This window comes from Amycolatopsis sp. WQ 127309 (genome assembly GCF_023023025.1).
Lineage (GTDB): Bacteria > Actinomycetota > Actinomycetes > Mycobacteriales > Pseudonocardiaceae > Amycolatopsis.
In genome coordinates, this window is record NZ_CP095481.1 from 2,293,978 (window position 1) to 2,315,943 (window position 21,966).

Consider the following 21,966-nt stretch of genomic DNA (forward strand, 5'->3'; position numbering starts at 1 on the left):
AAAGGGCTTCCACCAGCAATGTCCGCTATCCAGACGTATGTCCGCAAGACGGCGCCCCGCGGCCGGGAGACCGAGCAGGTCGGGCCGTTCCTGGCCACCTACTCGCCGGACAACGACCACCCGATGCTCAACTACGCGATCCCGGACGACGGCGCGCGGCCGTCGGCGGCCGAGATCGACGCGCTGACCACGGCGTACCGGCGGCGGGGCCTGCTCCCGCGGCTGGAGTACTTCACCGACGTCGCCCCCGACCTGGAGAAACTCCTGGTCGAGGCCGGTTACCAGCTCGAACGGCAGGTGCCGTTGATGACGTGCACGCCCGCCGAGCGGGTCGGCAAACCGGTCCCGGCGGGGGTCCGGCTGCGCGCGCCGGAGTCCGCTGACGACATCCGGCGGCTGCGGTCGGCGCAGAACACGGCGTTCGGCGAGTCGCCGGAGGTGCCCGACAAGGAGGTCGAACGCCTGCGGTCCGGCATCGAGGCCGGGGTGCGGCACCTCCTGGCGGAGGACGTCGCCACCGGCGCGGTCCTCGGCGGCGGGCTCACGCTCGCGATCGTCGACGGCACCACCGAGGTCGCCGGCATCGCCGTGCTCGAGCCGTACCGCGGCCGCGGGATCGCGGCGGCGATCACCGCCCGGCTCACCCGCGAAGCACACGAGTCCGGCGCGCACACGGCGTTCCTCACCCCCGGTGACCTGGGGATCGGGAACGTCTACGCCCGGGTCGGCTACCAGCCGGCCGGGGAGTGCGTGCACCTCTCGCTGGGCTAGCCGCTCAGTCGTTCAATCAGTCGTTCAAGCGGCCGGAGCGGCCGCGCTTCACGTCGCTCCGGCGCTTCTTCGACGCCAGGCGGCGCTCCTTCGAACCACGTGACGGCTTCGTGGGGCGCCGCTTGGCGGGCGGCGGGGCCGACGCGTCGCGCAGCAGGTTGGCCAGGCGGCCGCGCGCGGCTTCACGGTTCTGCAGCTGGGAGCGGTGTTCGCTGGCGGCGATCGTCAGGACGCCGTCGACCAGCCGGCCCTCGAGCCCGGCCAGCACGCGGTCCCGCAGGTGCTCGGGGATCGACGGCGACGCGGCGACGTCGAACGACAGCTCGACCCGCGAATCGGTGGTGTTCACGCCCTGGCCGCCCGGGCCGGACGACCGCGAGAAGCGTTCGTTGAGCTCGGCTCCCGGGATCGTGAACCGGGAGCCGATCACCACGTCGCCGGCTGCCATGACACCAGTGTGACAGCCGCGTTCAACCTTGTTTCTAGAAGCGCGGGTGGTCGCCCGAAAGCACCGCGCGCGGGCCGTCGACGTCGTTCGCGGGCTGGACGTCGCCCAGCACCCACGCCGGGACGTGCCGCGCGGTCAGCATGGCCAGCGCCCGGTCGACGTCCTCGGCCCCGACGATCGCGACCATGCCGACGCCCATGTTGAACGTCTTCTCCAGCTCGGCGCGCTCGACCCGGCCGCGGTGGCCGATCAGCGCGAACACCGCCGACGGCGACCAGGTGCCGCGGTCGAGCTGGGCGACCAGGCCGCGCGGCATGACGCGGGCGAGGTTCGCCTCCAGGCCACCGCCGGTGATGTGCGCGAACGTCCGGACCTCGGTCTCCGCGGCCAACGCGAGGCAGTCCTTCGCGTAGATCCGCGTCGGCTCCAGCATCTCCTCGCCGAGCGTGCGGCCGAACTCCTCGACGTGGCCGCCGAGCGGCATCCGCGCGATGTCCAGCAGCACGTGCCGGGCCAGGGAGTACCCGTTCGAGTGCAGTCCCGACGAGCCGAGCGCCAACACGACGTCACCCGGGCGGACCTTCTCCGGCGACAGCAGCGCGGACGCCTCGACCACGCCGACGCCGGTGGCTGACATGTCGTAGTCGTGCTCGCCCATCATGCCGGGGTGCTCGGCGGTCTCGCCGCCGAGCAGCGCGCAGCCGGCCTGGACGCAGCCTTCGGCGATACCGCCGACCAGCGCGGCGATCTTCTCCGGGTGCACCTTGCCGACGGCGATGTAGTCCTGCAGGAACAGCGGCTCGGCGCCGGTCACGACCAGGTCGTCGACGACCATCGCGACCAGGTCGATGCCGACGGTGTCGTGCTTGTCCAGCGCTTGCGCGACGGCGATCTTGGTGCCGACGCCGTCGGTGGAGGAGGCGAGGATCGGTTCCTTCCACTTGTCGAGCTTCAGCGAGAAGAGCCCGGCGAAACCACCGACACCGCCCAGCACCTCCGGCCGCGTGGCCCGTTCGGCGTGCGGCTTGAGCAGCTCGACGGCTTGGTCGCCGGCGTCGATGCTGACGCCGGCGGCGGCGTACGTGGCGCTCGTGGACTCGCTCACGGTAGAAGGACTCCCAACTGGAAGGACTAGGGACGCCGGAGAGCGTCCTCGGCACCGTACCCGGCCGGGCTGACCGGGGTCGCCGCGCCATTGACCGCGTCGAGGCTCTCCAGCAGGTTCTTGCCGATGAGCGCGTCGTCGGGCAGCGCGATCGGGTACTCGCCGGAGAAGCACGCCGTGCACAGCCGCGTCTTCGGCTGTTCCGTCGCCGCGACGAGGCCGTCGAGCGAGATGTAGCCCAGCGAGTCCGCGCCGATCGAGCGGCGGATGCCGTCGAGGTCGACGCCGTTCGCGACGAGCTCGGCCCGCGACGCGAAGTCGATGCCGTAGAAGCACGGCCACCGGACGGGCGGCGACGCGATCCGGACGTGCACCTCCAGTGCGCCGGCCTCGCGCAGCATCCGCACGAGCGCGCGCTGGGTGTTGCCGCGGACGATCGAGTCGTCCACGACGACCAGCCGCTTGCCGCGGATGACGTCGCGCAGCGGGTTCAGCTTGAGCCGGATGCCGAGCTGGCGGATGGTCTGCGACGGCTGGATGAACGTGCGCCCGACGTAGGCGTTCTTCACCAGGCCGGTGCCGTACGGGATGCCCGAGCCCTGCGCGTAGCCGATGGCGGCCGGCGTGCCGGACTCCGGCACCGGCATCACCAGGTCGGCGTCGACGGGCTCCTCGCCGGCGAGCCGCCTGCCGATCTCGACGCGCGTGGCGTGCACGCCGCGGCCGGCGATCGTGGTGTCGGGCCGCGCCAGGTAGACGTACTCGAAGACACAGCCCTTGGGGTCCGGGTTGGCGAACCGCGACGAGCGCAGGCCTTCGGCGTCGATGGCGATCAGCTCGCCCGGCTCGACCTCGCGGACGAACGACGCGCCCACGATGTCCAGGCCCGCGGTCTCGCTGGAGACGACCCAGCCGCGTTCGAGACGGCCGAGCACCAGCGGGTGCACGCCGTGCGGGTCACGCGCGGCGTACAGCGTGTTCTCGTCGGCGAACACCAAGCAGAACGCGCCCTTGAGCGTGGGCAGCAGTTCCATCGCGGCGCCTTCGATGCCCTTGTCGGCGGCGTTCGCGGCGAGCAGCCCGCAGATCAGGTCCGAGTCGCTGGACGAACCGGTCAGCCCCGCGTGCGGCTTGAGGCCCGCGGCGATGGTGCGTTCACGCAGCTCCGCCGTGTTGACGAGGTTGCCGTTGTGCGCGAAGGACAGGCCGCTGCCCGTCTCGGTGGTGCGGAAGATCGGCTGCGCGTTCTCCCAGATGGTCGCGCCGGTGGTCGAGTACCGGCAGTGGCCGACGGCGATGTGGCCCTGCAGCGACTGCAGGATCTGTTCGTCGAAGACCTGGCTGACCAGGCCGAGGTCCTTGAAGACCACGATCTGGGAGCCGTCGGAGACGGAGATGCCGGCGGCCTCCTGGCCCCGGTGCTGCAGGGCGTAGAGGCCGTAGTAGGTCAGTTTGGCGACTTCTTCCCCGGGAGCCCAGACGCCGAAGACGCCACACTCCTCGCGGGGTTCCGGGTCGGGCTGGTCGGAGGACACGTGCTGTGGGTCGGAAACCACCGAGGTGCTCCCAGGAAGACGCGGTCAGGCCGAATTCAGTGTAAACGGTCCGGACATGAGTCAGGCCCCGCCCGACGTGGTTCTGACCACTTCGGACAGGGCCTGAAGTTCTTCGTGCGCTAGCAGGCATCCGGCAGCGCGAGCATTTCCGTGAGCACCCGGGCTCCATCACCGCTGCGGCGCCACAGCCACCGCTCGGGTTCGAAGATGTTCTCTTCGGTACCGGGCATGCGCGTCGCCACCACGTCGTCCTCGGCGTTGAGCCGGACCACGTCCACGACGTTGTCGTGCACCCGCACACCGACGACGGCGAGAACTTCACCGCGGTCATCGGCGGGGTGGACGAACTGGTAGCCACGGGCGACCAGTTCCTGCAGTCCGGTCTCGATGTCGTAGACGGGAGCGACGGGGGCCTCAGCCGAGGACATCGTCGAACTCACCGTCCTTCGCGCCCGCGAGGAACGCGGCCATCTCCGCGCGGGTGTAGACGAGCGCCGGGCCGGTCGGGAAACGCGAGTTGCGCATCGCGATCTCGCCGGTGGTCAGGGGTGCGACCTCGACGCAGTTGCCGACGGCGCCGCTGTAGCTCGCCTTGCGCCACTGGGCACCGGACAGCCGATCGGCCGGGATGCCGTTCTCGAATCGCTCTGCCATGGTCCCAACCTCTCGATGCGGGATACCTGAGGCGGTGCAAATGCATGTGCATCTGCCCGCGTAGAGCACGCTAGCACGTGTGCCTGCAGCGGTAAATGCACGTGCAGAAGTTCTTGCAAAGTTCTCCCACAGTGAAGGATCACCTGGTCACACTTCACCTAACGGGCGAGGGAAGTGTTCCCCAATGGGCTAGTCGCTACGGTTGGTCACCGATCAGCGGGACCCCGTCGATACCGTCGAACGCGGGCCTTCTAGATCTCTTGACGGCGCTTCGCGAGCATGGACCGGCTCCGGTCGGGCGTCTCCGCGTCGACCGCGAGCATGTCCAGCGCGCGGCTGTACTTCTCGATCTCTTCGCGCTTCTCGATGTAGTGCGCGCCGGTGAGGTATTCGACGTACGCGATGTTCGGCAGTTCCGGCTCGCCGAACCGCATCAGCGAAAACGCGTGCTCCGCGGACAGCCCGCTGCGCGAGTACGGCAGCACCTGGATCGACACGTGCGGCAGCGCACTCATCTCGAGCAGGTATTCGATCTGCCGCTTCAGGACCTTGACGCCGCCGATCGGCCGGTGCAGCACGGACTCGTCGAGCACCATCCAGACGCGCGGGGCGTCCGGCCTGCTGAACATCTTCTGCCGCCGCATCCGCAGCGCGACCAGCTGGTCGACCCGGTCGTCGGCCATGTCCGGCCGGCCGTGGCTGAAGATCGCCCGCGCGTACCCCTCGATCTGCAGCAGGCCCGATACGTAGAGCGGCTCCCAGATCTGGATCCGGGCCGCGGCCTCTTCCAGGCCGACGAGGTCGGTGAACCAGTTCGGCATCGTCTCGCCGAAGCGGCGCCACCAGCCTGGTTCGTTCGACTGCTTGACCATGTCGAGGAACGTCTGGCGCTCGGTGGACTCCTCGACGCCGTACATCGTCAGGAGGTCGGTGACGTCGCGTTCCTTGAAGCCGACCCGGCCCAGCTCGAGGCGGCTGATCTTCGATTCGGACCCGCGGATGTTGTAACCGGCCTGCTGCCGCGTGATGCCCGCTTCTTCACGGAGTCGACGCAGCTGCGAGCCGAGGATCATCCGGCGCGCCGTCGGGCCGATGTTCTGTTCAGCACTGGACGCGTTCACCGCGTTCATTCCCGGACCTTCCGCGCGTCAGTCACCAGGGGGCTCTAGCCCGACTACCGAAAGTACACGTTGGGCCGTCCTGCGCAAAGAGGTGACCCGGTTTACCGCATGCTTGTGTAGTCCTACTCTACGTAGAGTACGAGACTTTCGACACAGAACTTGCGAGGTTCAAGATGCCCGACGCCGCGACCCGGACCGAACGAGTTCCCGTTGGAGTCGACCCGACCCGGGCCAGCATCGCGCGGGTCTACGACGCGTTCCTGCTGGGCAAGGACAACTACGAGATCGACCGGGAGGTCCTGAAGCAGGTCCAGCAGGCCGCCCCCGAAGCGCAGGACCTGGCCTTCGAAAACCGGGGTTTCCTCATCCGCGCGTGCCGCTTCCTCGCGGGCCAAACGGGTATCACCCAGATTCTCGACCTGGGGTCCGGTCTCCCGACCGCCGAGAACACCCACCAGGTCGTCCAGCGGATCAACCCGGAGACCCGGGTCGTCTACGTCGACAACGACCCGGTGGTCCTCGCCCACGGCCGGGCGCTGCTCGAGGAGAACGAGCACACCCACTTCGTCGCCGAGGACATCTTCGAGCCGGCGCGGATCCTCGAGAACGAGACCGTGCGCGAGCACATCGACTTCACGCAGCCGCTGATCATGTTGCAGATGGGCACCTTGCACCACTTCAAGGGCGAGTACGACCGGCCGGCGGAGATCATGCGGGAGTACGTCGACGCGCTGCCGTCCGGCTCCTTCGTCGGGCTCAGCCACTTCTTCGACCCGGAGAACGAAGACTCCGCGACCGCGCGCCGCATGGAGGACTTCTTCGTGCACAGCCCGATGGGCTCGGGCACGTTCCGGACGCAGAAGGACATCGAGGCCCTGTTCCCCGGCCTCGAAATGGTCGAACCCGGCGTGACCCTGTGCGCCGACTGGTGGCCGGACGGCCCGCGCCTCAAGGAGCTCAACGTCGCGCAGCGCACCATCGCGGGCGGCGTCGGCCGCAAGCCGTAGTCAGACGCGGACGAGCGGGAGCCACTGCGCGAGGTCGGCCCGGGTGCCCGAAGCGGACACCCGGCCGTCGGCCACCGCAGTGGTCCAGTCCACTCGGCCCGTCGCGAGTTCCAGCCAGGTGCGCGGGTCCGTCTCGATCACGTTGGGCGGGGTGCCCCGGGTGTGGCGCGGTCCGTCCACGCACTGCACCGCCGCGAACGGCGGCACGCGGACCTCGACCGTCCTTCCGGGAGCGTCGGCCGCCAGCGCGCGCAGGCTGAGCCGGACGGCGGCGGCGAGCTCCGCGCGGGCCGGGTCGGGCCCGTCGCCCTGCAGCCACGGGGAAATCGCCTGCACCGCCGCACGTAACTGTCCGGGGTCGACCGAACGCGAAGAGGCCATGGGCAAACAGTAGAGTGGCGCACCAAGAGTTTTCCGGCACACCCGAGAACGTGGGGATCACGATGGCGCAGCGGGACGAGGCAGATCGGATGGTTTCGCAGCAGCCAGCCGGAAACGGACCGGATCGCCCCGGCAAGCACGGCAAGCACAGCCGGTCGGCGCGGCGCGGCGGCCAGCAGGCCCGGCGCTCCGGCAAGCACGGCACCCCCGAGATCACCGAGGAGATGCGCGCGAACGCGCGCGCCAACCCCGACAGCTGGCTCTACGTCATCGACGAGGCCTTCGACCCGAACGGCCCGGTGCCGTCGTGGGCGGTCGTCGGCGCGTACCCGGTGAACGCCGCCGGCGACGTCGTCGCGGACTTCCACCCGAACGACCGCTACCGGCCCTCGCCCAAGGCCCTCGGGTTCCCGGAGCCGTCGAACGACCTCGAGCACCTGCTGCAGCTCGTGCGCACCGAGCACCGGCCGCCGTCGGACCTGCCGAAGATCGTCCTCGACTCGACGCTGTTCGTCTACGCGATGTCGCCGGTGCAGCGCACGGTCATCGGCTTCCACAACACCGACGGCCGGGTCATGGTGCCGGCGTACACGCGCAAGACCCTGGTGCCGCGCGAGTGGCCGCACGCCCGCGCGGTCGTCGGCCGCGACATCGTCAGCCTGCTGGGTGGTCACCCGGTCGCGATCAACCCGCACGACCTGATCACCGCCGTCGTGCCGGCGGAACACCTGGTGAAGGCGCTCGCGGACGAACAGCAGCGCTGACGGCGTCACCCTTCAGCCCCTCACACTTTCGAGTGGCACCGGGTAGCCGATCCGGCGACACGGGTGCATCGTGAGGCTCAATGAGACTCACGGGACTGGTGGGGGGCAAGAGGGTGCTGGGCCGTTCACGAAGAGGCCGTTCGCTGCCGCTCCTCGCCGCCGCCGCGTTCCTGGTCGCCGGGCAGACCCCGGCGACCGCCGTCGACCTGTACGAGGGCGCCGAGGACCACTACGCCGGTTCGCAGATCGCCAAGGTCGAAGGGATCGAAGCGCTCCCGGACGTGCTGTACGCGGCCGACGACCAGCAGCTCGGCCACGACGTCAGCGGGCACCAGGGGCCGGTCGACTGGGGCGGCGCGGCGGGGGCGGGCGCGAAGTTCGTCTACGTCAAGGCGACCGAGGGCACCGGCTTCGTCAACCCGCAGTTCGCCCAGCAGTACAACGGGTCCTACGACGCCGGGCTCATCCGCGGCGCCTACCACTTCGCCCGGCCGGACGTCTCCGACGGCGCGTCCCAGGCCCGGTACTTCCTCGCCCACGGCGGCGGCTGGTCGGCCGACGGCCGGACGCTGCCGGGCGCGCTCGACGCGGAGTACAACCCGTACGGCGAAACCTGTTACGGCAAGGACGCCGCCGGAATGGTCCGCTGGCTCAGCGACTTCTCCGAGACCTACCGCGCGGCCACCGGCCGGTACCCGACGATCTACACGTCGACGAGCTGGTGGAAGCGGTGCACGGCGAACAACGGCGGTTTCGGCGCCAACCCGCTCTGGATCGCCCGCTACAACACCTACATCGGCGAGCTCCCGGCCGGCTGGACCGTGCACACGATCTGGCAGTTCGCCGACAAGGGGACACTGCCCGGTGACCAGAACTGGTTCAACGGCGCGGCCGAGCGGCTGCGGGTCCTGGCGCTCGGCTGACCGCGGTTCGCCGGCTACCGGAACGGCCCGGGCGTGCCCGGCCGACCGATTGCGGGCGCGTTCGCTCGGCTGAACGGCGCAGCTCATCGGTAATAGGTGTTAACCAGTCACCAATTGATGATCGACTTCCGCAGAAAATCACCCACGCGTATACCCAATTTCACGGAACTGAGTGACAAACCCCGGGTGCGTCGCTAACAATCGTGCTCGGACGGCTACCTGCAGTAAGCCGTCCTCAGCGAGGGTATCTGTGAAGGGATTCAACGATGTCCACTTCCCGAAGAGGGCGGCTGTTCGCTGCCCTGGCCGTCTCCGCCACGCTGCTCCTGCTCGGCAGCACGGTCCAGGCGACGGCCGCCACCATCTCCCCCGAGGTCGACCCGGTGACCGCGATCAACGCGGACATCGCCGTGCACAACCACGACATGGGCTCGCAGATCCGGCGCGTCGAAGGTGACAAGTCGACGCCGGACACGCAGAAGGCGGCGCAGCAGCCGCAACCCGCTCAGGCCATCCCCGGCCAGGTGCTGGCCACGGTGGCCGGCATCGACGTCGCCAGCTACCAGGGCAACGTCGACTGGGCGAGCTGGTGGAACCAGGGCAAGCGGTTCGTCTGGACCAAGGCCACCGAAAGCACGAGCTACACCAACCCCTACTTCGCCCAGCAGTACAACGGTTCCTTCAACCAGGGCTTCCTCCGCGGCGCCTACCACTTCGCCACCCCGAACACGGCGAGCGGCGCCGCCCAGGCGAACTACTTCCTGGCCCACGGCGGCGGCTGGTCGAGGGACGGCAAGACCCTGCCCGGCGCCCTCGACATGGAGTACAACCCGTACGGCGCCACCTGTTACGGGCTGAGCAAGGCGGCGATGACGTCGTGGATCCTCGACTTCCACGACACCTACCACGCCAAGACCGGCCGGTACCCGGTGATCTACACGTCCCAGAGCTGGTGGAACCAGTGCGTCAGCGCCGACTTCTCCAGCACGGCCCCGCTGTGGGTCGCGCGGTACGCGTCGTCGGCCGGCGCCCTGCCCTACAACTGGGGCTTCTACACCGTCTGGCAGTACACCTCGAGCCCGCTCGACCAGGACACCTTCAACGGCGCCCTCGACCGGCTCCAGGCCCTCGCCAACGGCTGACCCGCACCACCCCGGCTCCCGGATCGTGACGACTTCGCGTCGTCGCGGCCGGGAGCCGGTTTCATGCCGTACCGTCCGAGCTTGCAGAATGCTGCTCACGACTCCTGGGGGAACCGCACGCGTCCGCCGGGCGTCGGATGCGCACGAACACCCCGCGCCCGGAAGGCATGACCGATGACCTACCCGCCTCAGCCGGGCCAGCCCGGCCAGCCCGACCCGTACGGCCAGCAGCCGCAGTCCGGCGGCTTCCCGCAGCAGCCGTATCCCCAGCAGGGCGGGTGGGACCCCAACCAGCAGCAACAGCCGTACCCGACGCAGCAGTACCCGCAGGGCTGGGACCCGAACCAGCAGGGTTACCAGCAGCCGGGCACCGCCGGTTACCCGCAGCAGGGCTGGGGCGACCCGAACCAGCAGCAGGGCTGGGCCGATCCGAACGCCCAGCAGCAGCAGGCGTGGGCGGACCCGAACGCCCAGCAGTACGGCCAGCAGGCGTGGGACCCGAACGCCGGCGGCCAGATGTCGGGCTGGGACCAGCAGGGCGGCTACGGGCAGGGCTTCGGCGGGCCGCCGGCGCCGCCGAAGCAGAGCAAGACCGGGATGTGGATCGCCGTCGGCGCCGTCGTGGTGCTGGTGCTGGCGGGCCTGGGCATCACCGGGTTCGTGGCGCCCGGGTTCTTCCTCTCGAAGGACGACAACACCGTGGCGTCCCCGGGCACGAGCACCTCGGCCAAGCCGTCGACGCCGAAGAGCACCCCGAAGAAGTCGACGACGCCGAGCACCAAGACGTCGACGCCGGGCGGCGGCTCGGGCTCGGCGCAGGGCAAGGTCGTGCTGCAGGGCTTCATCGACAAGCTGAACGCCGGCGACAACAACGCCGCGATCGCGATGGGCTGCTCGGACTCGAAGGACCTGCTCGACTCGTGGCTCAAGACGTTCCTCAAGTCGCCGCTGCAGCTGGAGCTCGGCGACGTGCCGGACGACGAGTACCTCGTCGAGGGCCAGGTCACCGGGACGTCCGCGGGCAAGTCGGTCAAGGGCACGCTGAGCGCGACGAACTTCGACGACAAGGGCTTCTGCGTCAGCACCATGCTGGTGTCCTGAGCGGGTGAAGCTGTGGCGATCACCGCTGGCGTGGACGTTCGCCGCGTCGCTGGTGCTGCTGCTCGGGGTCGGCGGCTGGTTGCTGACCGACCCCGCCACCAGCCGCAGTGACGCGCTCAAGACCGGCGGCCTGGCCGGCGGCGCGATCGTGGCGCTGTACGCGCTCTGGCTGAACGACCGGCGCCGCCGCGTCGAGGAACGCCGCCAGGACATCGAGCGGCAGCGGCACGAGCTGGAGTCGCAACGCGCGGAGCAGGACCGCGAGCGGGTGGCGGACGAGCGGTTCGCGAAGGCGGTCGAGCTGCTCGGGCACGCGGCCGACCAGGTGCGGGTGGGCGCGCTGCACGCACTGGCGGGCCTGGCGCGGAGCCGCCCAGCGTACACGCAGACGGTGCTGGACGTGCTGTGCTCGTACCTGCGGCGGCCGTTCGAGCACGTGCGGTACCAGGACGGCCTCGACCGGCACGACCGCGACGCCAAGCGGGACACCCCCGAGCGGGAACAGGAACTGCAGGTCCGGTTGACCGCGCAGCGGCTGATCCGGGAGCTGCTGCCGGCGGCCGACCAGGCGGACGCGCCGGACTACGACCTCGACCTGACCGGTGCGGTCGTCGAATACTTCGATCTCTCCGGGTGCCGGATCGGCGGGATGGTGCTGCGGTACGCGGCGCTGCACAGCAGCACCAACCTGAGCGGCTGCCGCTTCACCGGCCGGGTCTACTTCACGGCGGCGGGCACCGACAAGGGCCGGCTCATCGGCAACTTCCGGTGCCGTGGCGCGGTTTTCGAGAGCCACGCCTGGTTCAGCGGTACCCGGTTCGCCGAGCTGGCGGACTTCACCGCGACGACCTTCGCGGGGCGGACCACGTTCAAGGACGCCGAGTTCCTCCGCGACGCCGTCTTCCACGACGTGTGCGTGACCAGCGAGCTGGATCTGCGCCGAACCCGCTTCGACGGGCAGACCGATCTGCGGTTCGCGTCACTGCCCGAATCCGTTTCGCTGTACAACACGCGGGTTCGGTCCGAAAAGGACGTTCAGCTTCCGGACGGCTGGAGAAGCGAGGAACTGCGCGACGGTGAAAAGCGGATCGTCGCCGAAGCCGGCTGAGCAGCCCCCGTTTCCACGCCAGCGGAGGGCACCGACAGAAATCGGTGCCCTCCGGTCAGCTGTCCACAGGTCTCAGTCGAACAGGGCCGGGAGGGTCTTCTCCCACGCCTCGCGGAGCTCGTCGAGCGTGAACTCCGTGATGTCCTGCAGCTCCAGCTTGCCCGACTCGGGGTCGACCACGCCGGTCTTGCGCCACGGGAGGCCCCGCGCGGTGCACATCTCCGTGAAGCGCAGCTCCTCCGTGCGCGGGACCGCCACCAGCACGCGGCCCGACGACTCGGAGAACAGCTGGACGAACGGGTCCTGGTCGGCGTCGAGGAAGAACCGGGCGCCGCACTGTCCGATGAGGACGGTCTCGACGAACGCCTGGATCAGGCCGCCGTCCGAAAGGTCGTGCGCGGCCGAGATCATGCCGTCACGGGAGCCCGCCACCAGGATGTCCGCGAGGAGCTTTTCCCGGGCGAGGTCCACACGAGGGGGTACGCCGCCGAGGTGGCCGTGCAGCTCGCGGGCCCACGCCGAGCCGTCCAGCTCGTCGTGCGTTTCGCCCAGCAGCAGCAGGGTTTCGCCGGCTTCGGCACCGATGCCGGTGGGGATGCGGCGGGTGACGTCGTCGATCACGCCGAGCACGCCGATCACCGGCGTCGGCAGGATCGCCGTCGAGCCGGTCTGGTTGAAGAAGCTCACGTTGCCGCCGGTGACCGGGATGCCCAGCTCGACGCAGCCGTCCGCGATGCCGTGCACGGCCTGCTCGAACTGCCACATCACGCCCGGGTCGGTCGGCGCGCCGAAGTTCAGGCAGTCCGACACCGCGACCGGGGTCGCACCGCCCGTCGCCACGTTGCGGTACGCCTCCGCCAGCGCCAGCTGCGCACCGCGGTACGGGTCGAGGTAGACGAACTTGCTGTTGCAGTCGGTCGCCACCGAGACACCGCGGCCGCTCGACTCGTCGATCCGGATCATGCCCGAGTCCGACGGCTGCGAGAGCACGGAGTTGCCGCGTACGTACCGGTCGTACTGCGACGTCACCCATTCCTTCGACGCCTGGTTCGGCGACGAGATCAGCTTGAGCACGTCCGCGCGCAGTTCGTCCGGAGTGGCCGGACGCGGCAGGTTCGCCGAGGTGTCGGCGATCAGAGCGTCCTGAAAGGACGGTCGCTCGATCGGCCGGTCGTACACCGGGCCCTGGTGCGCCACGGTGTGCGCCGGGACGTCGACGACGACCTCGTCGTGCCAGGTGATCACCAGGTGCTCGCCGTCGGTGACCTCGCCGATGTCGGTGGCGATGACGTCCCACTTGCGGCAGACGGCCATGAACGCCTCGACGTTCTCCGGCGAGACGACCGCGCACATGCGCTCCTGCGACTCGCTGGAGAGCACCTCCGCCGGCGTCATCCCGGTGGCGCGCAACGGAACCCGGTCGAGGTAGACGTGCATGCCGCCGTCACCGGCCGCGGCCAGCTCCGACGTCGCGCAGGACAGCCCGGCGCCGCCGAGGTCCTGGATGCCGACGACGAGGTCGGCCGCGAACAGCTCGAGGCAGCACTCGATGAGCACCTTCTCGGTGAACGGGTCGCCGACCTGGACGCTCGGCAGCTTCTTGCGGCCACCCGACGACTCGTCACCCGAAAAGGTGTCACTCGCCAGGACGGAGACGCCGCCGATGCCGTCGAGGCCGGTGCGGGCGCCGAACAGGATGATCTTGTTGCCGGTGCCGGACGCGAAGGCCAGGTGCAGGTCCTCGACGCGCATCGCGCCGACGCACAGCGCGTTGACCAGCGGGTTGCCGCTGTAGGACGGGTCGAAGACCAGCTCGCCGCCGATGTTCGGCAGGCCGAGGCAGTTGCCGTAACCGCCGACGCCGGCGACCACACCGGGCAGCACGCGCTTGGTGTCGGGGGCGTCGGCCGGGCCGAAGCGCAGCGCGTCCGCCACCGCGAGCGGCCGCGCGCCCATCGCCATGATGTCGCGCACGATGCCGCCGACGCCGGTCGCGGCGCCCTGGTAGGGCTCCACATAGGACGGGTGGTTGTGGCTCTCCACCTTGAAGGTGACCGCCCAGCCCTCGCCGATGTCGACGACGCCGGCGTTCTCGCCGATGCCGGCCAGCATCTTGGCCTTCATCTCGTCGGTCGCGGTCTCGCCGAAGTAGCGAAGGTGCTTCTTGGAGGACTTGTAGGAGCAGTGCTCGCTCCACATCACCGAGTACATGGCCAGCTCGGCGTCGGTGGGCCGGCGGCCGAGGATTTCCCGGATGCGGGCGTACTCGTCGTCGGCGAGCCCGAGCTCGCGATAGGGCTGGGTGTGGTCCGGGGTCGCCCCGGCCCGCTCGGTGGTGTCAACGGTGCTGGTCACGGTGTCCGTGTCAGGGTTCGCCACGGCCGCCAGGGTACGTGCCGGGCCCGGGTGCCCCGGACACTGGGCCGCCCCACCGGATCTCGCCGTTCCGGGTGTGACGGAGCCGACACCGCGCCCCCGGTCGCCACCGGCCGGAGCGCCCCAATGTGGCGTTGGGTGCGTCCAACGCACCCAATGTGGCGTTCGGTGCGTCTGACGCACCGAACGCCACATTGGGGCGCATGGGGCCGGACGACGCTGGGCCGTGGTCGCGAAAATCGGTCGCCAACCCCGGGTCGTCGGCTTAACGTCGGGAATCGTGCTTTCCGCCACATATCCCTTTCCGCCGCTGCGGCTGCCCGCACGGCCGACCGCGAGCCGGTTCCTGCTCGCCGTGTTCCGGGCTCGCCTCGGCACGGTGCTGGGCTCGGCGACGATCGGCGTCGTGTGGGCGCTGCCGGGCGCCCTGCTGCCCCTGGTGATCGGCCAGGGCATCGGCGCCATCACCGCGCACGACGGCGCGGGCGTGGGGCGCTGGGCGCTGGCCGCGGCCGTGCTCGGCGTCGTGCAGACCGTGTCCGGGACCTGGATGCACTTCATCAACTACGGCCTGTGGCTGCACGGCGCGGGCTCCACCCAGCGGCTCGTGTCGGCGCACACCACGCGCGTCGGCGCCGGCCTGCGCGAGCAGACGACCACCGGCAACCTGGTCGCGATCGCCACCACCGACATCAACCACATCGGCAACACCGTCGAAATGGCCGGCCGGGCGTTCGGCTCGCTGCTGGCGTTCGTCGTGGTCGCGATCTGGCTGGTCTCGACGTCGCCGCTGCTCGGCGTCGTCGCGCTGGTCGGCGTGCCGCTCGCGGTGCTGGGCATCGGGCCGCTGCTGGCCCCGCTGCAGAAGCGCAAGGCGAGCCAGCGCGAGATGCGCGGCGAGGTCAACGCCCTCGGCGCGGACATCGTGTCCGGCCTGCGGATCCTGCGTGGCATCGGCGGTGAGCGGCGGTTCTCCGGCCGCTTCCGCGAGACCAGCCAGCGGGTGCGCCGGGCCGGCGTCGAGGTCGGCAAGGCCGAGTCGTGGCTGGCCGCGGCCGAGGTCGCGATGCCCGGCCTGGTCACCGTGGTGATCACGTGGCTGGGCGCGCGGCTGGCCGTGGGCGGCACCATCGACCTCGGGCAGCTGGTGGCGTTCTACGGCGTTTCGATGTTCCTCATCTGGCCGGTCTCCGCCGCAACGGAAGCCGTCGGGTCGTTGACGTCCGGCCTGGTGGCGTCGCGGAAGGTGGTGGCGCTGCTGGCGCTGCACCCGGCGCTGGCGGACCCCGAAACGCCGGTGCGGCTGCCCGACGGGCCGCTGGACCTGGCGGACACGGAGTCCGGGGTGCGGGTCGTGGCCGGGCAGCTGACGGTCGTCGACTTCGGCGCCGGCGGCGAGGCGGTGGCCGACCGGCTGGCCCGGTTCGCCGACCCGGCCGCGGGCGAGGAAGTGCTGGTCGGCGGGGTCCGGGCGGACCAGGTCGCGCTCGTGGAGCTGCGGCGGCGGGTGGTGTACGCGCACAACCAGGACATCTGGTTCTCCGGCGTGCTGCGCGAGCAGCTGACACCGGCGCGGCCGAGCGGCGTTGACATCACCGAAGCGCTGTACGCGGCCGACGCCGACGACATCGTCGAGGCGCTGCCCGACGGCGTCGACGAGGTGATCGGCGAGCGCGGCCGCGAGGTGTCCGGCGGCCAGCGGCAACGGCTGAACCTGGCCCGCGCGCTGGCCGTGGACGCGGACGTCCTGGTGCTGGACGAACCGACTTCGGCGGTCGACGCGCACACGGAGGCACGCATCACCGAGCGCGTCGCGGCCCTGCGCCGCGGCAAGACGACGGTGGTGTTCAGCCAGAGTCCATTGTGGACACATGTGGCCGACGAGGTATTCACGACGAAGGTGGTGACGGTGTGAAGCGGCTCCCCACGGCGTCCCGGCGGGACGTCCGCCGCTGGGCGTTGCGGACGGCGGCGGCCCACAAGCGCGAGGTCGCGCTGCTGCTCGGCGCGCTCGCCGCGTCCACGCTGATCGGGCTGGCCGGCCCGCAGCTGCTCGGTTCGCTGGTCGACGCCGTCGCGGCCGGGACCACGACCACGCACGTCGACGTGCTGGCGGGCGTGTTCGTCGTGATCCTGCTGCTGCAGGCGCTGTCGCGGAAGGTCGCGCGGATGCGCGGCGCGGTGTTCGCCGAGCTGGTGCTGGCCGAGACCCGCGAGGAGTTCGTCGGCACGGCGCTGCAGCTGCCGCTCGGCACCGTCGAGGCGGCCGGCACCGGCGACCTGCTCAGCCGGGCCACCACCGACCTCGGCCGGATCGACCACGCGGCGCGGTTCGCGGCGCCGGAGATCCTGGTCGCGGCGGTGACCGTGGTGTTCACGGTGGCGGCGATGGTGCTGACGTCACCACTGCTGGCCCTGGGCCTGCTGGTCGCGGCACCGCTGCTGATCAGCGTCAACGTCTGGTACCAGCGGCGGATCCCGGCGCTGATGCAGGCGATGCTGGACCGCTGGGCGGACCTCACGACCAGCGTCCACGAGACGGCCGAGGGCGCGCGGACGGTCGAGGCGCTCGGGCTGACCGAACGCCGGGTCACCGGCGCTCACGACGACCTGGACCGGAGCATCCTCGGCGAACGCCGGATGCGGGCGCTGCAGCTGCGCTGGCTGCCGTCGCTGGAGATCAGCTACGTGCTGCCGCTGGCCGTCATGCTGCTGCTCGGGCTGCTCGCGTACACGCGCGGCTGGGCCGGGCTCGGTGAGATCACCACGATGCTGCTCTACATGCAGGCGATGGCGAACCCGCTCAACTCCGCGTTGTTCTGGCTGGAGGACCTGCAGGTCGCGGCGGCCGCGGCCCGCCGGATCCTCGGCATCCGCGAGGTCGCGGTCGAGGAGACCCCGAAGGTGACGCAGGTGCCGCGCGGGCGTGACATCGACGTGCACGACGTCCGGTTCGCCTACACCGCCGACCGCGAAGTGCTGCACGGCATCGACCTGCGCGTCCCGCGCGGCGAGCGGCTGGCGATCGTCGGCCCGTCCGGCGCGGGCAAGTCGACGCTCGGGCGGCTGCTGGCCGGCATCGCGGTGCCGTCCGCGGGCTCGGTGCGGATCGGCGGCCAGGACGTCTCGGCGCTGGCCGACGACGTGCTGCGCGGCGAGGTCCTGCTGCTGACCCAGGAGCACCACGTCTTCTCGGGGACGCTCCGGCAGAACCTGGCCCTGCCGGCCCGCCGCGCGGGCGGCGACTGGCCGGACGCCGAGCTGACGGCGGCCCTGGAGTCGGCGGGCGCGTCCGGCTGGGTCGCGGGCCTGCCGGACGGCCTCGACACGAAGATCGGCTCGGGCGCGTACCCGGTGCCGGCGGCGGTCGCGCAGCAGCTGGCGCTGGCCCGGGTCGTGCTCGCGGACCCGCACACGCTGGTGCTCGACGAGGCGACGTCCCTGCTGGACACGGGCTCGGCGCGCGACCTGGAGCGTTCGCTGAACAGCGTGCTGGCCGGACGCACGGTGATCGCGATCGCCCACCGCCTGCACACCGCGGCGGCGGCCGACCGCGTCGCGGTGGTCGAGGGCGGCCGCATCACGGAGCTGGGCCCGCACGCGTCACTGCTGGCGGCGGGCGGTTCGTACGCCCGCCTGGTGGCGGCGGCGAGCTGAGTCCGGAATGTCCGGACTCGCCGACGTGTTGCTCCCCGGTAGATGACCGGCTACCTGGGGAGTGACATGTCGTCTTTCGTCATGACGGCTGTGGAGCGCGAAGCGTTCCTGAGCGGGGTGCACGTCGGGGTGCTGGCGGTGGAGCGCGCCGGACGCGCACCGCTGGCGGTCCCGGTCTGGTACGACTACGCGCCGGGCGGCGAGCTGCTGATCTGGATGGAACGCGACACGGTCAAGGACCGCGCGATCCGCGCGGCGGGCCGGCTGAGCCTGGCCGCACAGGACGAGACACCGCCGTACAGGTACGTGACGGTGGAGGGCCCGGTGATCGCGAACGACGAGCCCCCGACGCGCGACCAGGCGTTGCGGATAGCAGGCCGGTATTGGCCGGCGGAGCAGGCGAGGGAGTACGTCGACTCGGCGCTGGGCCCGCAGTCGGTGCTCGTGCGGGTGCGGCCGGAGAAGTGGCTCTCGAACGACCAGAGCAAGACCTGATCGGCACGCGTGATCAGCGGGACGACACGCGTACCTGGATGAACGAGTCGCGCACCTGGGGAGTCGGGTCGCGTGCCGGGAGGGTCGGCGCGGTGGCCGGGGGAAGTGGAACCTCCCCCGGCCGGTGCGTCAAGCCTTGATCAGCGCGTCCACCGCGCTGTAGAACATGCCGAGACCGTCGTCGGACGGGCCGGTGAGCGCGTCGATCGCGTGCTCCGGGTGCGGCATGAGCCCGACCACGCGGCCGTTCTCGCTGCGGATGCCCGCGATGTCGTTGCGGGAGCCGTTCGGGTTGCCGCCGACGTAGCGGAACACGACCCGGTCCTCGGCCTCCAGCGCGTCCAAAGTGGACTGCTCGGCCACGTAGCAGCCGTCGATGTTCTTCATCGGGATAAGGATCTCGGCGCCCTGCTCGTAGCGCGAGGTCCACGCCGTCGAGGTGTTCTCGACGCGCAGCCACTGGTCGCGGCAGATGAAGTGCAGACCCTGGTTGCGGATCATCGCGCCCGGCAGCAGGCCGGCCTCGCAGAGGATCTGGAACCCGTTGCAGATGCCGAGCACCGGCATCCCGGCCCGCGCGGCCTCGATCACCGACGTCATCACCGGCGCGAACCGGGCGATGACGCCCGCGCGCAGGTAGTCGCCGTACGAGAAGCCACCCGGGACGACCACGGCGTCGACGCCGTGCAGGTCCTCGTCGGCGTGCCACAGGGGCACGGCCTCCGCGTCGGCGTAGCGGACCGCGCGGGCCGCGTCGCCGTCGTCGAGGGTGCCCGGGAAGGTGATGACGCCGATGCGGGCGCTCACGCGCCGACCCGCGTGATGGTCCACTGCTCGATCACCGGGTTCGCGAGGAAACCTTCGGCGATCTTCTCGAGCGTCGCGTCGTCGACGGAGTCGTCGACCTCGATCTCGAAGTGCTTGCCCTGGCGGATCTCCTTGATCCCGGTGAAGCCGAGACGGCCGGCGGCGCCGAGCGCGGCCTGTCCCTGCGGGTCGAGGATTTCGGGCTTGGGCATGACGTCGACGACAACTCGGGCCACGGCAGGCTGCTCCTTATTCACGCAGGTCGTGGGTACCCGGCGAGCATAGTTCACCCGGTTCACCGGACCCGCGCCCAGGTGGCGAGGGCCACCGGAAAACCTAGACTGGCCCACGGCGCGGCCCTGCGCCATGATGAGTCGTTGACATCGCGCCAACAGCGAGTGGAGGCACCGTGGCCGTCCAGGACTCCTTTGACTACGTGATCGTCGGTGCGGGCAGCGCCGGGTGCGTGCTGGCGAACCGCCTCACCGAGGATCCGTCGGCGCAGGTCCTGCTGCTGGAGGCGGGCGGCGAGGACACCGCCGACGAGGTCCGCATTCCGGCCGCGTTCGCGTCGCTGTTCAAGACCCGGTGGGACTGGAACTACGAGACCGTCGAGCAGAAGCACACCGGCAAGTCCGCGTACTGGCCGCGCGGGAAGATGCTCGGCGGCTGCTCGTCGATCAACGCCATGATCTACATCCGCGGCAACCGCGCCGACTACGACGGCTGGCGCGATTCCCACGGCGCCGAAGGCTGGGGCTGGGACGACGTCCTCCCCTACTTCAAGCGCGCCGAGGGCAACCAGCGCCTCGGCGGCCCGCTGCACGGCACCGACGGCCCGCTGCACGTCGAGGACCGCCGGTTCACCCACGAGCTGTCGAGCGCGTGGGTCGACTCCGCCGTCGCGTGGGGCCTCAAGCGCACCGACGACTTCAACGGCGAGAGCCAGGAAGGCGCCGGCAACTACCAGGTGACCTGCAAGAAGGGCCGTCGCTGGTCCACTGCGGACGCCTATCTGCGCCCGGCGCTCGACCGGCCGAACCTCACGGTGAAGACCGGCGCGCAGGCCACCCGGATCGTGTTCGAGGGTACCCGCGCGGTCGGCGTGTCCTATGTGGACAACGGCGTCGAGCGCACCGCGCGCGCGTCGGCCGAGGTGCTGCTCAGCGGCGGCGCGGTCAACTCACCGCAGCTGCTGATGGTCTCCGGTGTCGGCCCCGCCGAGCACCTGCGCGAGCACGGCATCGACGTCGTCACCGCGCTGCCCGGCGTCGGCGAGAACCTGCACGACCACCCGGCGTGCGGGATCATCTGGTCCACCCGCGGCACCACCGACCTGGTGAACGCCGCCACGCCGGCCGGACTCGTGCGCTACCAGCTGACCAAGCGCGGGCCGCTGGCGTCGAACATCGGCGAGGCGGGCGCGTTCTTCCCGACCGGCGACGGCCTGCCCGCGCCGGACATGCAGATCCACGTGGCGCCGACGTTGTTCTACGACAACGGGATGCGCGAACCGACCGTCCCCGGTTTCACGTCGGCGGCGACGCTGGTGGACGTCGCCAGCCGCGGCCGGCTGCGGCTGAAGTCGGCGAATCCGTTGTGGAAACCGGAAATCGACCCGGCCTACTACGCGGAGCCGAAGGACATGGACGCGATGATCGCCGGACTGAAGGCGCTCGTCGAGATCGGGAAGTCGGGGCCGCTCAAGCGATTCCTCGACAAGCCGTTCCTGCCCGCGCGGCACGACCTGACCGACGCCGAGTTCGTGGAGCACATCCGCGAGAACACGCAGACGCTGTACCACCCGGTCGGCACGTGCGCGATGGGCACGGGCGAGCAGGCGGTGGTCGACCCGCAGCTGCGGGTGCGCGGGGTCGAGGGGCTGCGGGTGGTGGACGCGTCGGTGATGCCGGTGGTGCCGCGCGGGAACACGAACGCGCCGACGATCATGGTGGCGGAGAAGGCGGCGGACCTCATCCGGGGGCGCTGAGGACGGAGTTGACCGGCAGCGGAGCGCCCTCGGCACAGACACCTCCGAGCCGCCACTTCGCGGCGTTTCAACACTTCGATCACATCTACACCAAGCCACCCCGGAGACCGTAACAACAGCCTGTCGCACGCGACCCACTCTCCAGAGGTTCGACATCTGTCAACAGAGCTGGGTGGTAGCGTGTGGACGCGGGTAATTCACATATGCAGAACAGTTGCCGTCGCATTTCTGTTTACCACTGTCATTGCAAGCAGTTCCTGGTTTGTTCATCAAGTGAGCACCCAGCTTTCACCCAACAGGGAAAAGCCTGACATTGTCCACGAAGTACCGCCCTTGACGCTCTTGCCAGGCCCACATCCACCTCGCTCGGAGTCATGCAGATTCCTGATCGACGGAACATCGGAAAAGCTTACCGCAACCGGAAATTGTGACGTCACCGTCGACCAAAAAGATCCAATACTCACAAGCATCAGATCAGGCAGCAGCGACGTCTACGCACTCATGTCCGCGGTTACTGCGGTCGACATACTACAAGACGGCCTTCCGACAGTAGATCTACT

Annotated in this window: 21 protein-coding genes; 11 read left to right on the top strand and 10 right to left on the bottom strand. The window is 70.2% G+C overall.

Features of this window, described 5'->3' with window-relative positions; genetic code table 11:
* Nucleotides 1-18: 18 nt before the first annotated feature.
* A complete protein-coding gene (locus MUY22_RS10400; RefSeq protein ID WP_247059162.1) occupies nt 19-771 on the top strand; it encodes a GNAT family N-acetyltransferase in 753 nt (250 codons plus the stop codon).
* Nucleotides 772-787: 16 nt separating this feature from the next.
* On the opposite strand, the gene arfB is transcribed toward MUY22_RS10400, so the two are convergent.
* From arfB to MUY22_RS10430, 6 genes are all read right to left on the bottom strand, one after another.
* Nucleotides 788-1,219 carry an alternative ribosome rescue aminoacyl-tRNA hydrolase ArfB gene (gene arfB / locus MUY22_RS10405; protein ID WP_247059164.1) on the bottom strand — a complete coding sequence of 144 codons (432 nt, stop codon included), beginning with the start codon at nt 1,217-1,219 and terminating at the stop codon, nt 788-790.
* A 34-nt stretch (nt 1,220-1,253) separates the two neighbouring features.
* Nucleotides 1,254-2,324, bottom strand: coding sequence for a phosphoribosylformylglycinamidine cyclo-ligase (gene purM, locus MUY22_RS10410; RefSeq protein WP_247059166.1), 1,071 nt, complete (start codon nt 2,322-2,324; stop codon nt 1,254-1,256).
* 26 nt (nt 2,325-2,350) lie between these two features.
* Nucleotides 2,351-3,880 (bottom strand): amidophosphoribosyltransferase, encoded by a 1,530-nt coding sequence (gene purF, locus MUY22_RS10415; RefSeq protein WP_247059168.1) that lies wholly within the window; start codon nt 3,878-3,880, stop codon nt 2,351-2,353.
* A 119-nt stretch (nt 3,881-3,999) separates the two neighbouring features.
* The gene (locus MUY22_RS10420) at nt 4,000-4,308 is read right to left on the bottom strand and encodes a hypothetical protein (RefSeq protein WP_247059170.1); all 309 of its coding nucleotides are present in this window, start codon (nt 4,306-4,308) and stop codon (nt 4,000-4,002) included.
* Nucleotides 4,295-4,534, bottom strand: coding sequence for a DUF397 domain-containing protein (locus MUY22_RS10425; protein ID WP_247059172.1), 240 nt, complete (start codon nt 4,532-4,534; stop codon nt 4,295-4,297). Before MUY22_RS10425 ends, MUY22_RS10420 begins: the two co-directional genes overlap by 14 nt.
* A gap of 251 nt (nt 4,535-4,785) precedes the next feature.
* Nucleotides 4,786-5,664, bottom strand: coding sequence for a helix-turn-helix transcriptional regulator (locus tag MUY22_RS10430; RefSeq protein WP_247059174.1), 879 nt, complete (start codon nt 5,662-5,664; stop codon nt 4,786-4,788).
* A gap of 164 nt (nt 5,665-5,828) precedes the next feature.
* On the opposite strand from MUY22_RS10430, the gene MUY22_RS10435 reads away from it, so the two are divergent.
* Complete coding sequence (locus MUY22_RS10435; protein ID WP_247059176.1) at nt 5,829-6,662, top strand: SAM-dependent methyltransferase; 834 nt, start codon at nt 5,829-5,831, stop codon at nt 6,660-6,662.
* Here MUY22_RS10435 and MUY22_RS10440 read toward each other — a convergent pair whose 3' ends face one another.
* Nucleotides 6,663-7,043 carry a sterol carrier family protein gene (locus MUY22_RS10440; RefSeq protein WP_247059178.1) on the bottom strand — a complete coding sequence of 127 codons (381 nt, stop codon included), beginning with the start codon at nt 7,041-7,043 and terminating at the stop codon, nt 6,663-6,665.
* A gap of 56 nt (nt 7,044-7,099) precedes the next feature.
* Between MUY22_RS10440 and MUY22_RS10445 the strand changes: the two genes are divergently transcribed.
* From MUY22_RS10445 to MUY22_RS10465, 5 genes are all read left to right on the top strand, one after another.
* A complete protein-coding gene (locus MUY22_RS10445; RefSeq protein ID WP_247063795.1) occupies nt 7,100-7,807 on the top strand; it encodes a type VII secretion system-associated protein in 708 nt (235 codons plus the stop codon).
* 80 nt (nt 7,808-7,887) lie between these two features.
* Nucleotides 7,888-8,730: a lysozyme gene (locus tag MUY22_RS10450; RefSeq protein ID WP_247059180.1), complete on the top strand. Its 843-nt coding sequence runs from the start codon at nt 7,888-7,890 to the stop codon at nt 8,728-8,730.
* A gap of 266 nt (nt 8,731-8,996) precedes the next feature.
* Nucleotides 8,997-9,872, top strand: coding sequence for a lysozyme (locus tag MUY22_RS10455; RefSeq protein WP_247059182.1), 876 nt, complete (start codon nt 8,997-8,999; stop codon nt 9,870-9,872).
* Between the two features lie 174 nt (nt 9,873-10,046).
* Nucleotides 10,047-10,973 (top strand): hypothetical protein, encoded by a 927-nt coding sequence (locus MUY22_RS10460; protein WP_247059184.1) that lies wholly within the window; start codon nt 10,047-10,049, stop codon nt 10,971-10,973.
* A 4-nt stretch (nt 10,974-10,977) separates the two neighbouring features.
* Nucleotides 10,978-12,081 (top strand): pentapeptide repeat-containing protein, encoded by a 1,104-nt coding sequence (locus MUY22_RS10465; RefSeq protein ID WP_247059186.1) that lies wholly within the window; start codon nt 10,978-10,980, stop codon nt 12,079-12,081.
* A 72-nt stretch (nt 12,082-12,153) separates the two neighbouring features.
* On the opposite strand, the gene purL is transcribed toward MUY22_RS10465, so the two are convergent.
* The gene (gene purL / locus MUY22_RS10470) at nt 12,154-14,460 is read right to left on the bottom strand and encodes a phosphoribosylformylglycinamidine synthase subunit PurL (RefSeq protein ID WP_371827600.1); all 2,307 of its coding nucleotides are present in this window, start codon (nt 14,458-14,460) and stop codon (nt 12,154-12,156) included.
* Between the two features lie 277 nt (nt 14,461-14,737).
* Between purL and MUY22_RS10475 the strand changes: the two genes are divergently transcribed.
* From MUY22_RS10475 to MUY22_RS10485, 3 genes are all read left to right on the top strand, one after another.
* Nucleotides 14,738-16,372, top strand: a complete 1,635-nt coding sequence (locus tag MUY22_RS10475; protein ID WP_247059188.1) for an ABC transporter ATP-binding protein — start codon at nt 14,738-14,740, stop codon at nt 16,370-16,372.
* Nucleotides 16,369-18,114, top strand: coding sequence for an ABC transporter ATP-binding protein (locus MUY22_RS10480; protein ID WP_247059190.1), 1,746 nt, complete (start codon nt 16,369-16,371; stop codon nt 18,112-18,114). Before MUY22_RS10475 ends, MUY22_RS10480 begins: the two co-directional genes overlap by 4 nt.
* Before the next feature lie 66 nt (nt 18,115-18,180).
* Nucleotides 18,181-18,609, top strand: coding sequence for a pyridoxamine 5'-phosphate oxidase family protein (locus tag MUY22_RS10485; RefSeq protein WP_247059193.1), 429 nt, complete (start codon nt 18,181-18,183; stop codon nt 18,607-18,609).
* Nucleotides 18,610-18,738: 129 nt separating this feature from the next.
* On the opposite strand, the gene purQ is transcribed toward MUY22_RS10485, so the two are convergent.
* A complete protein-coding gene (gene purQ / locus MUY22_RS10490) occupies nt 18,739-19,416 on the bottom strand; it encodes a phosphoribosylformylglycinamidine synthase subunit PurQ (RefSeq protein ID WP_247059195.1) in 678 nt (225 codons plus the stop codon).
* On the bottom strand, nt 19,413-19,652 hold the full coding sequence (purS, locus tag MUY22_RS10495; protein ID WP_247059198.1) for a phosphoribosylformylglycinamidine synthase subunit PurS: 240 nt from the start codon (nt 19,650-19,652) through the stop codon (nt 19,413-19,415). Before purS ends, purQ begins: the two co-directional genes overlap by 4 nt.
* Before the next feature lie 173 nt (nt 19,653-19,825).
* On the opposite strand from purS, the gene MUY22_RS10500 reads away from it, so the two are divergent.
* Nucleotides 19,826-21,406: a GMC family oxidoreductase gene (locus MUY22_RS10500; RefSeq protein ID WP_247059200.1), complete on the top strand. Its 1,581-nt coding sequence runs from the start codon at nt 19,826-19,828 to the stop codon at nt 21,404-21,406.
* Nucleotides 21,407-21,966 lie beyond the last annotated feature (560 nt).

Excerpts from the sequence above, each read along its gene's own strand:
- MUY22_RS10450 (WP_247059180.1), top strand. The coding sequence starts at position 7,888 with ATGAGACTCACGGGACTGGTGGGGGGCAAGAGGGTGCTGGGCCGTTCA.
- MUY22_RS10420 (WP_247059170.1), bottom strand. The coding sequence starts at position 4,308 with ATGTCCTCGGCTGAGGCCCCCGTCGCTCCCGTCTACGACATCGAGACC.
- MUY22_RS10430 (WP_247059174.1), bottom strand. The coding sequence starts at position 5,664 with ATGAACGCGGTGAACGCGTCCAGTGCTGAACAGAACATCGGCCCGACG.
- MUY22_RS10435 (WP_247059176.1), top strand. The coding sequence starts at position 5,829 with ATGCCCGACGCCGCGACCCGGACCGAACGAGTTCCCGTTGGAGTCGAC.
- MUY22_RS10455 (WP_247059182.1), top strand. The coding sequence starts at position 8,997 with ATGTCCACTTCCCGAAGAGGGCGGCTGTTCGCTGCCCTGGCCGTCTCC.
- MUY22_RS10440 (WP_247059178.1), bottom strand. The coding sequence starts at position 7,043 with ATGGCCTCTTCGCGTTCGGTCGACCCCGGACAGTTACGTGCGGCGGTG.
- MUY22_RS10460 (WP_247059184.1), top strand. The coding sequence starts at position 10,047 with ATGACCTACCCGCCTCAGCCGGGCCAGCCCGGCCAGCCCGACCCGTAC.
- MUY22_RS10485 (WP_247059193.1), top strand. The coding sequence starts at position 18,181 with ATGTCGTCTTTCGTCATGACGGCTGTGGAGCGCGAAGCGTTCCTGAGC.
- MUY22_RS10400 (WP_247059162.1), top strand. The coding sequence starts at position 19 with ATGTCCGCTATCCAGACGTATGTCCGCAAGACGGCGCCCCGCGGCCGG.
- arfB (WP_247059164.1), bottom strand. The coding sequence starts at position 1,219 with ATGGCAGCCGGCGACGTGGTGATCGGCTCCCGGTTCACGATCCCGGGA.
- MUY22_RS10425 (WP_247059172.1), bottom strand. The coding sequence starts at position 4,534 with ATGGCAGAGCGATTCGAGAACGGCATCCCGGCCGATCGGCTGTCCGGT.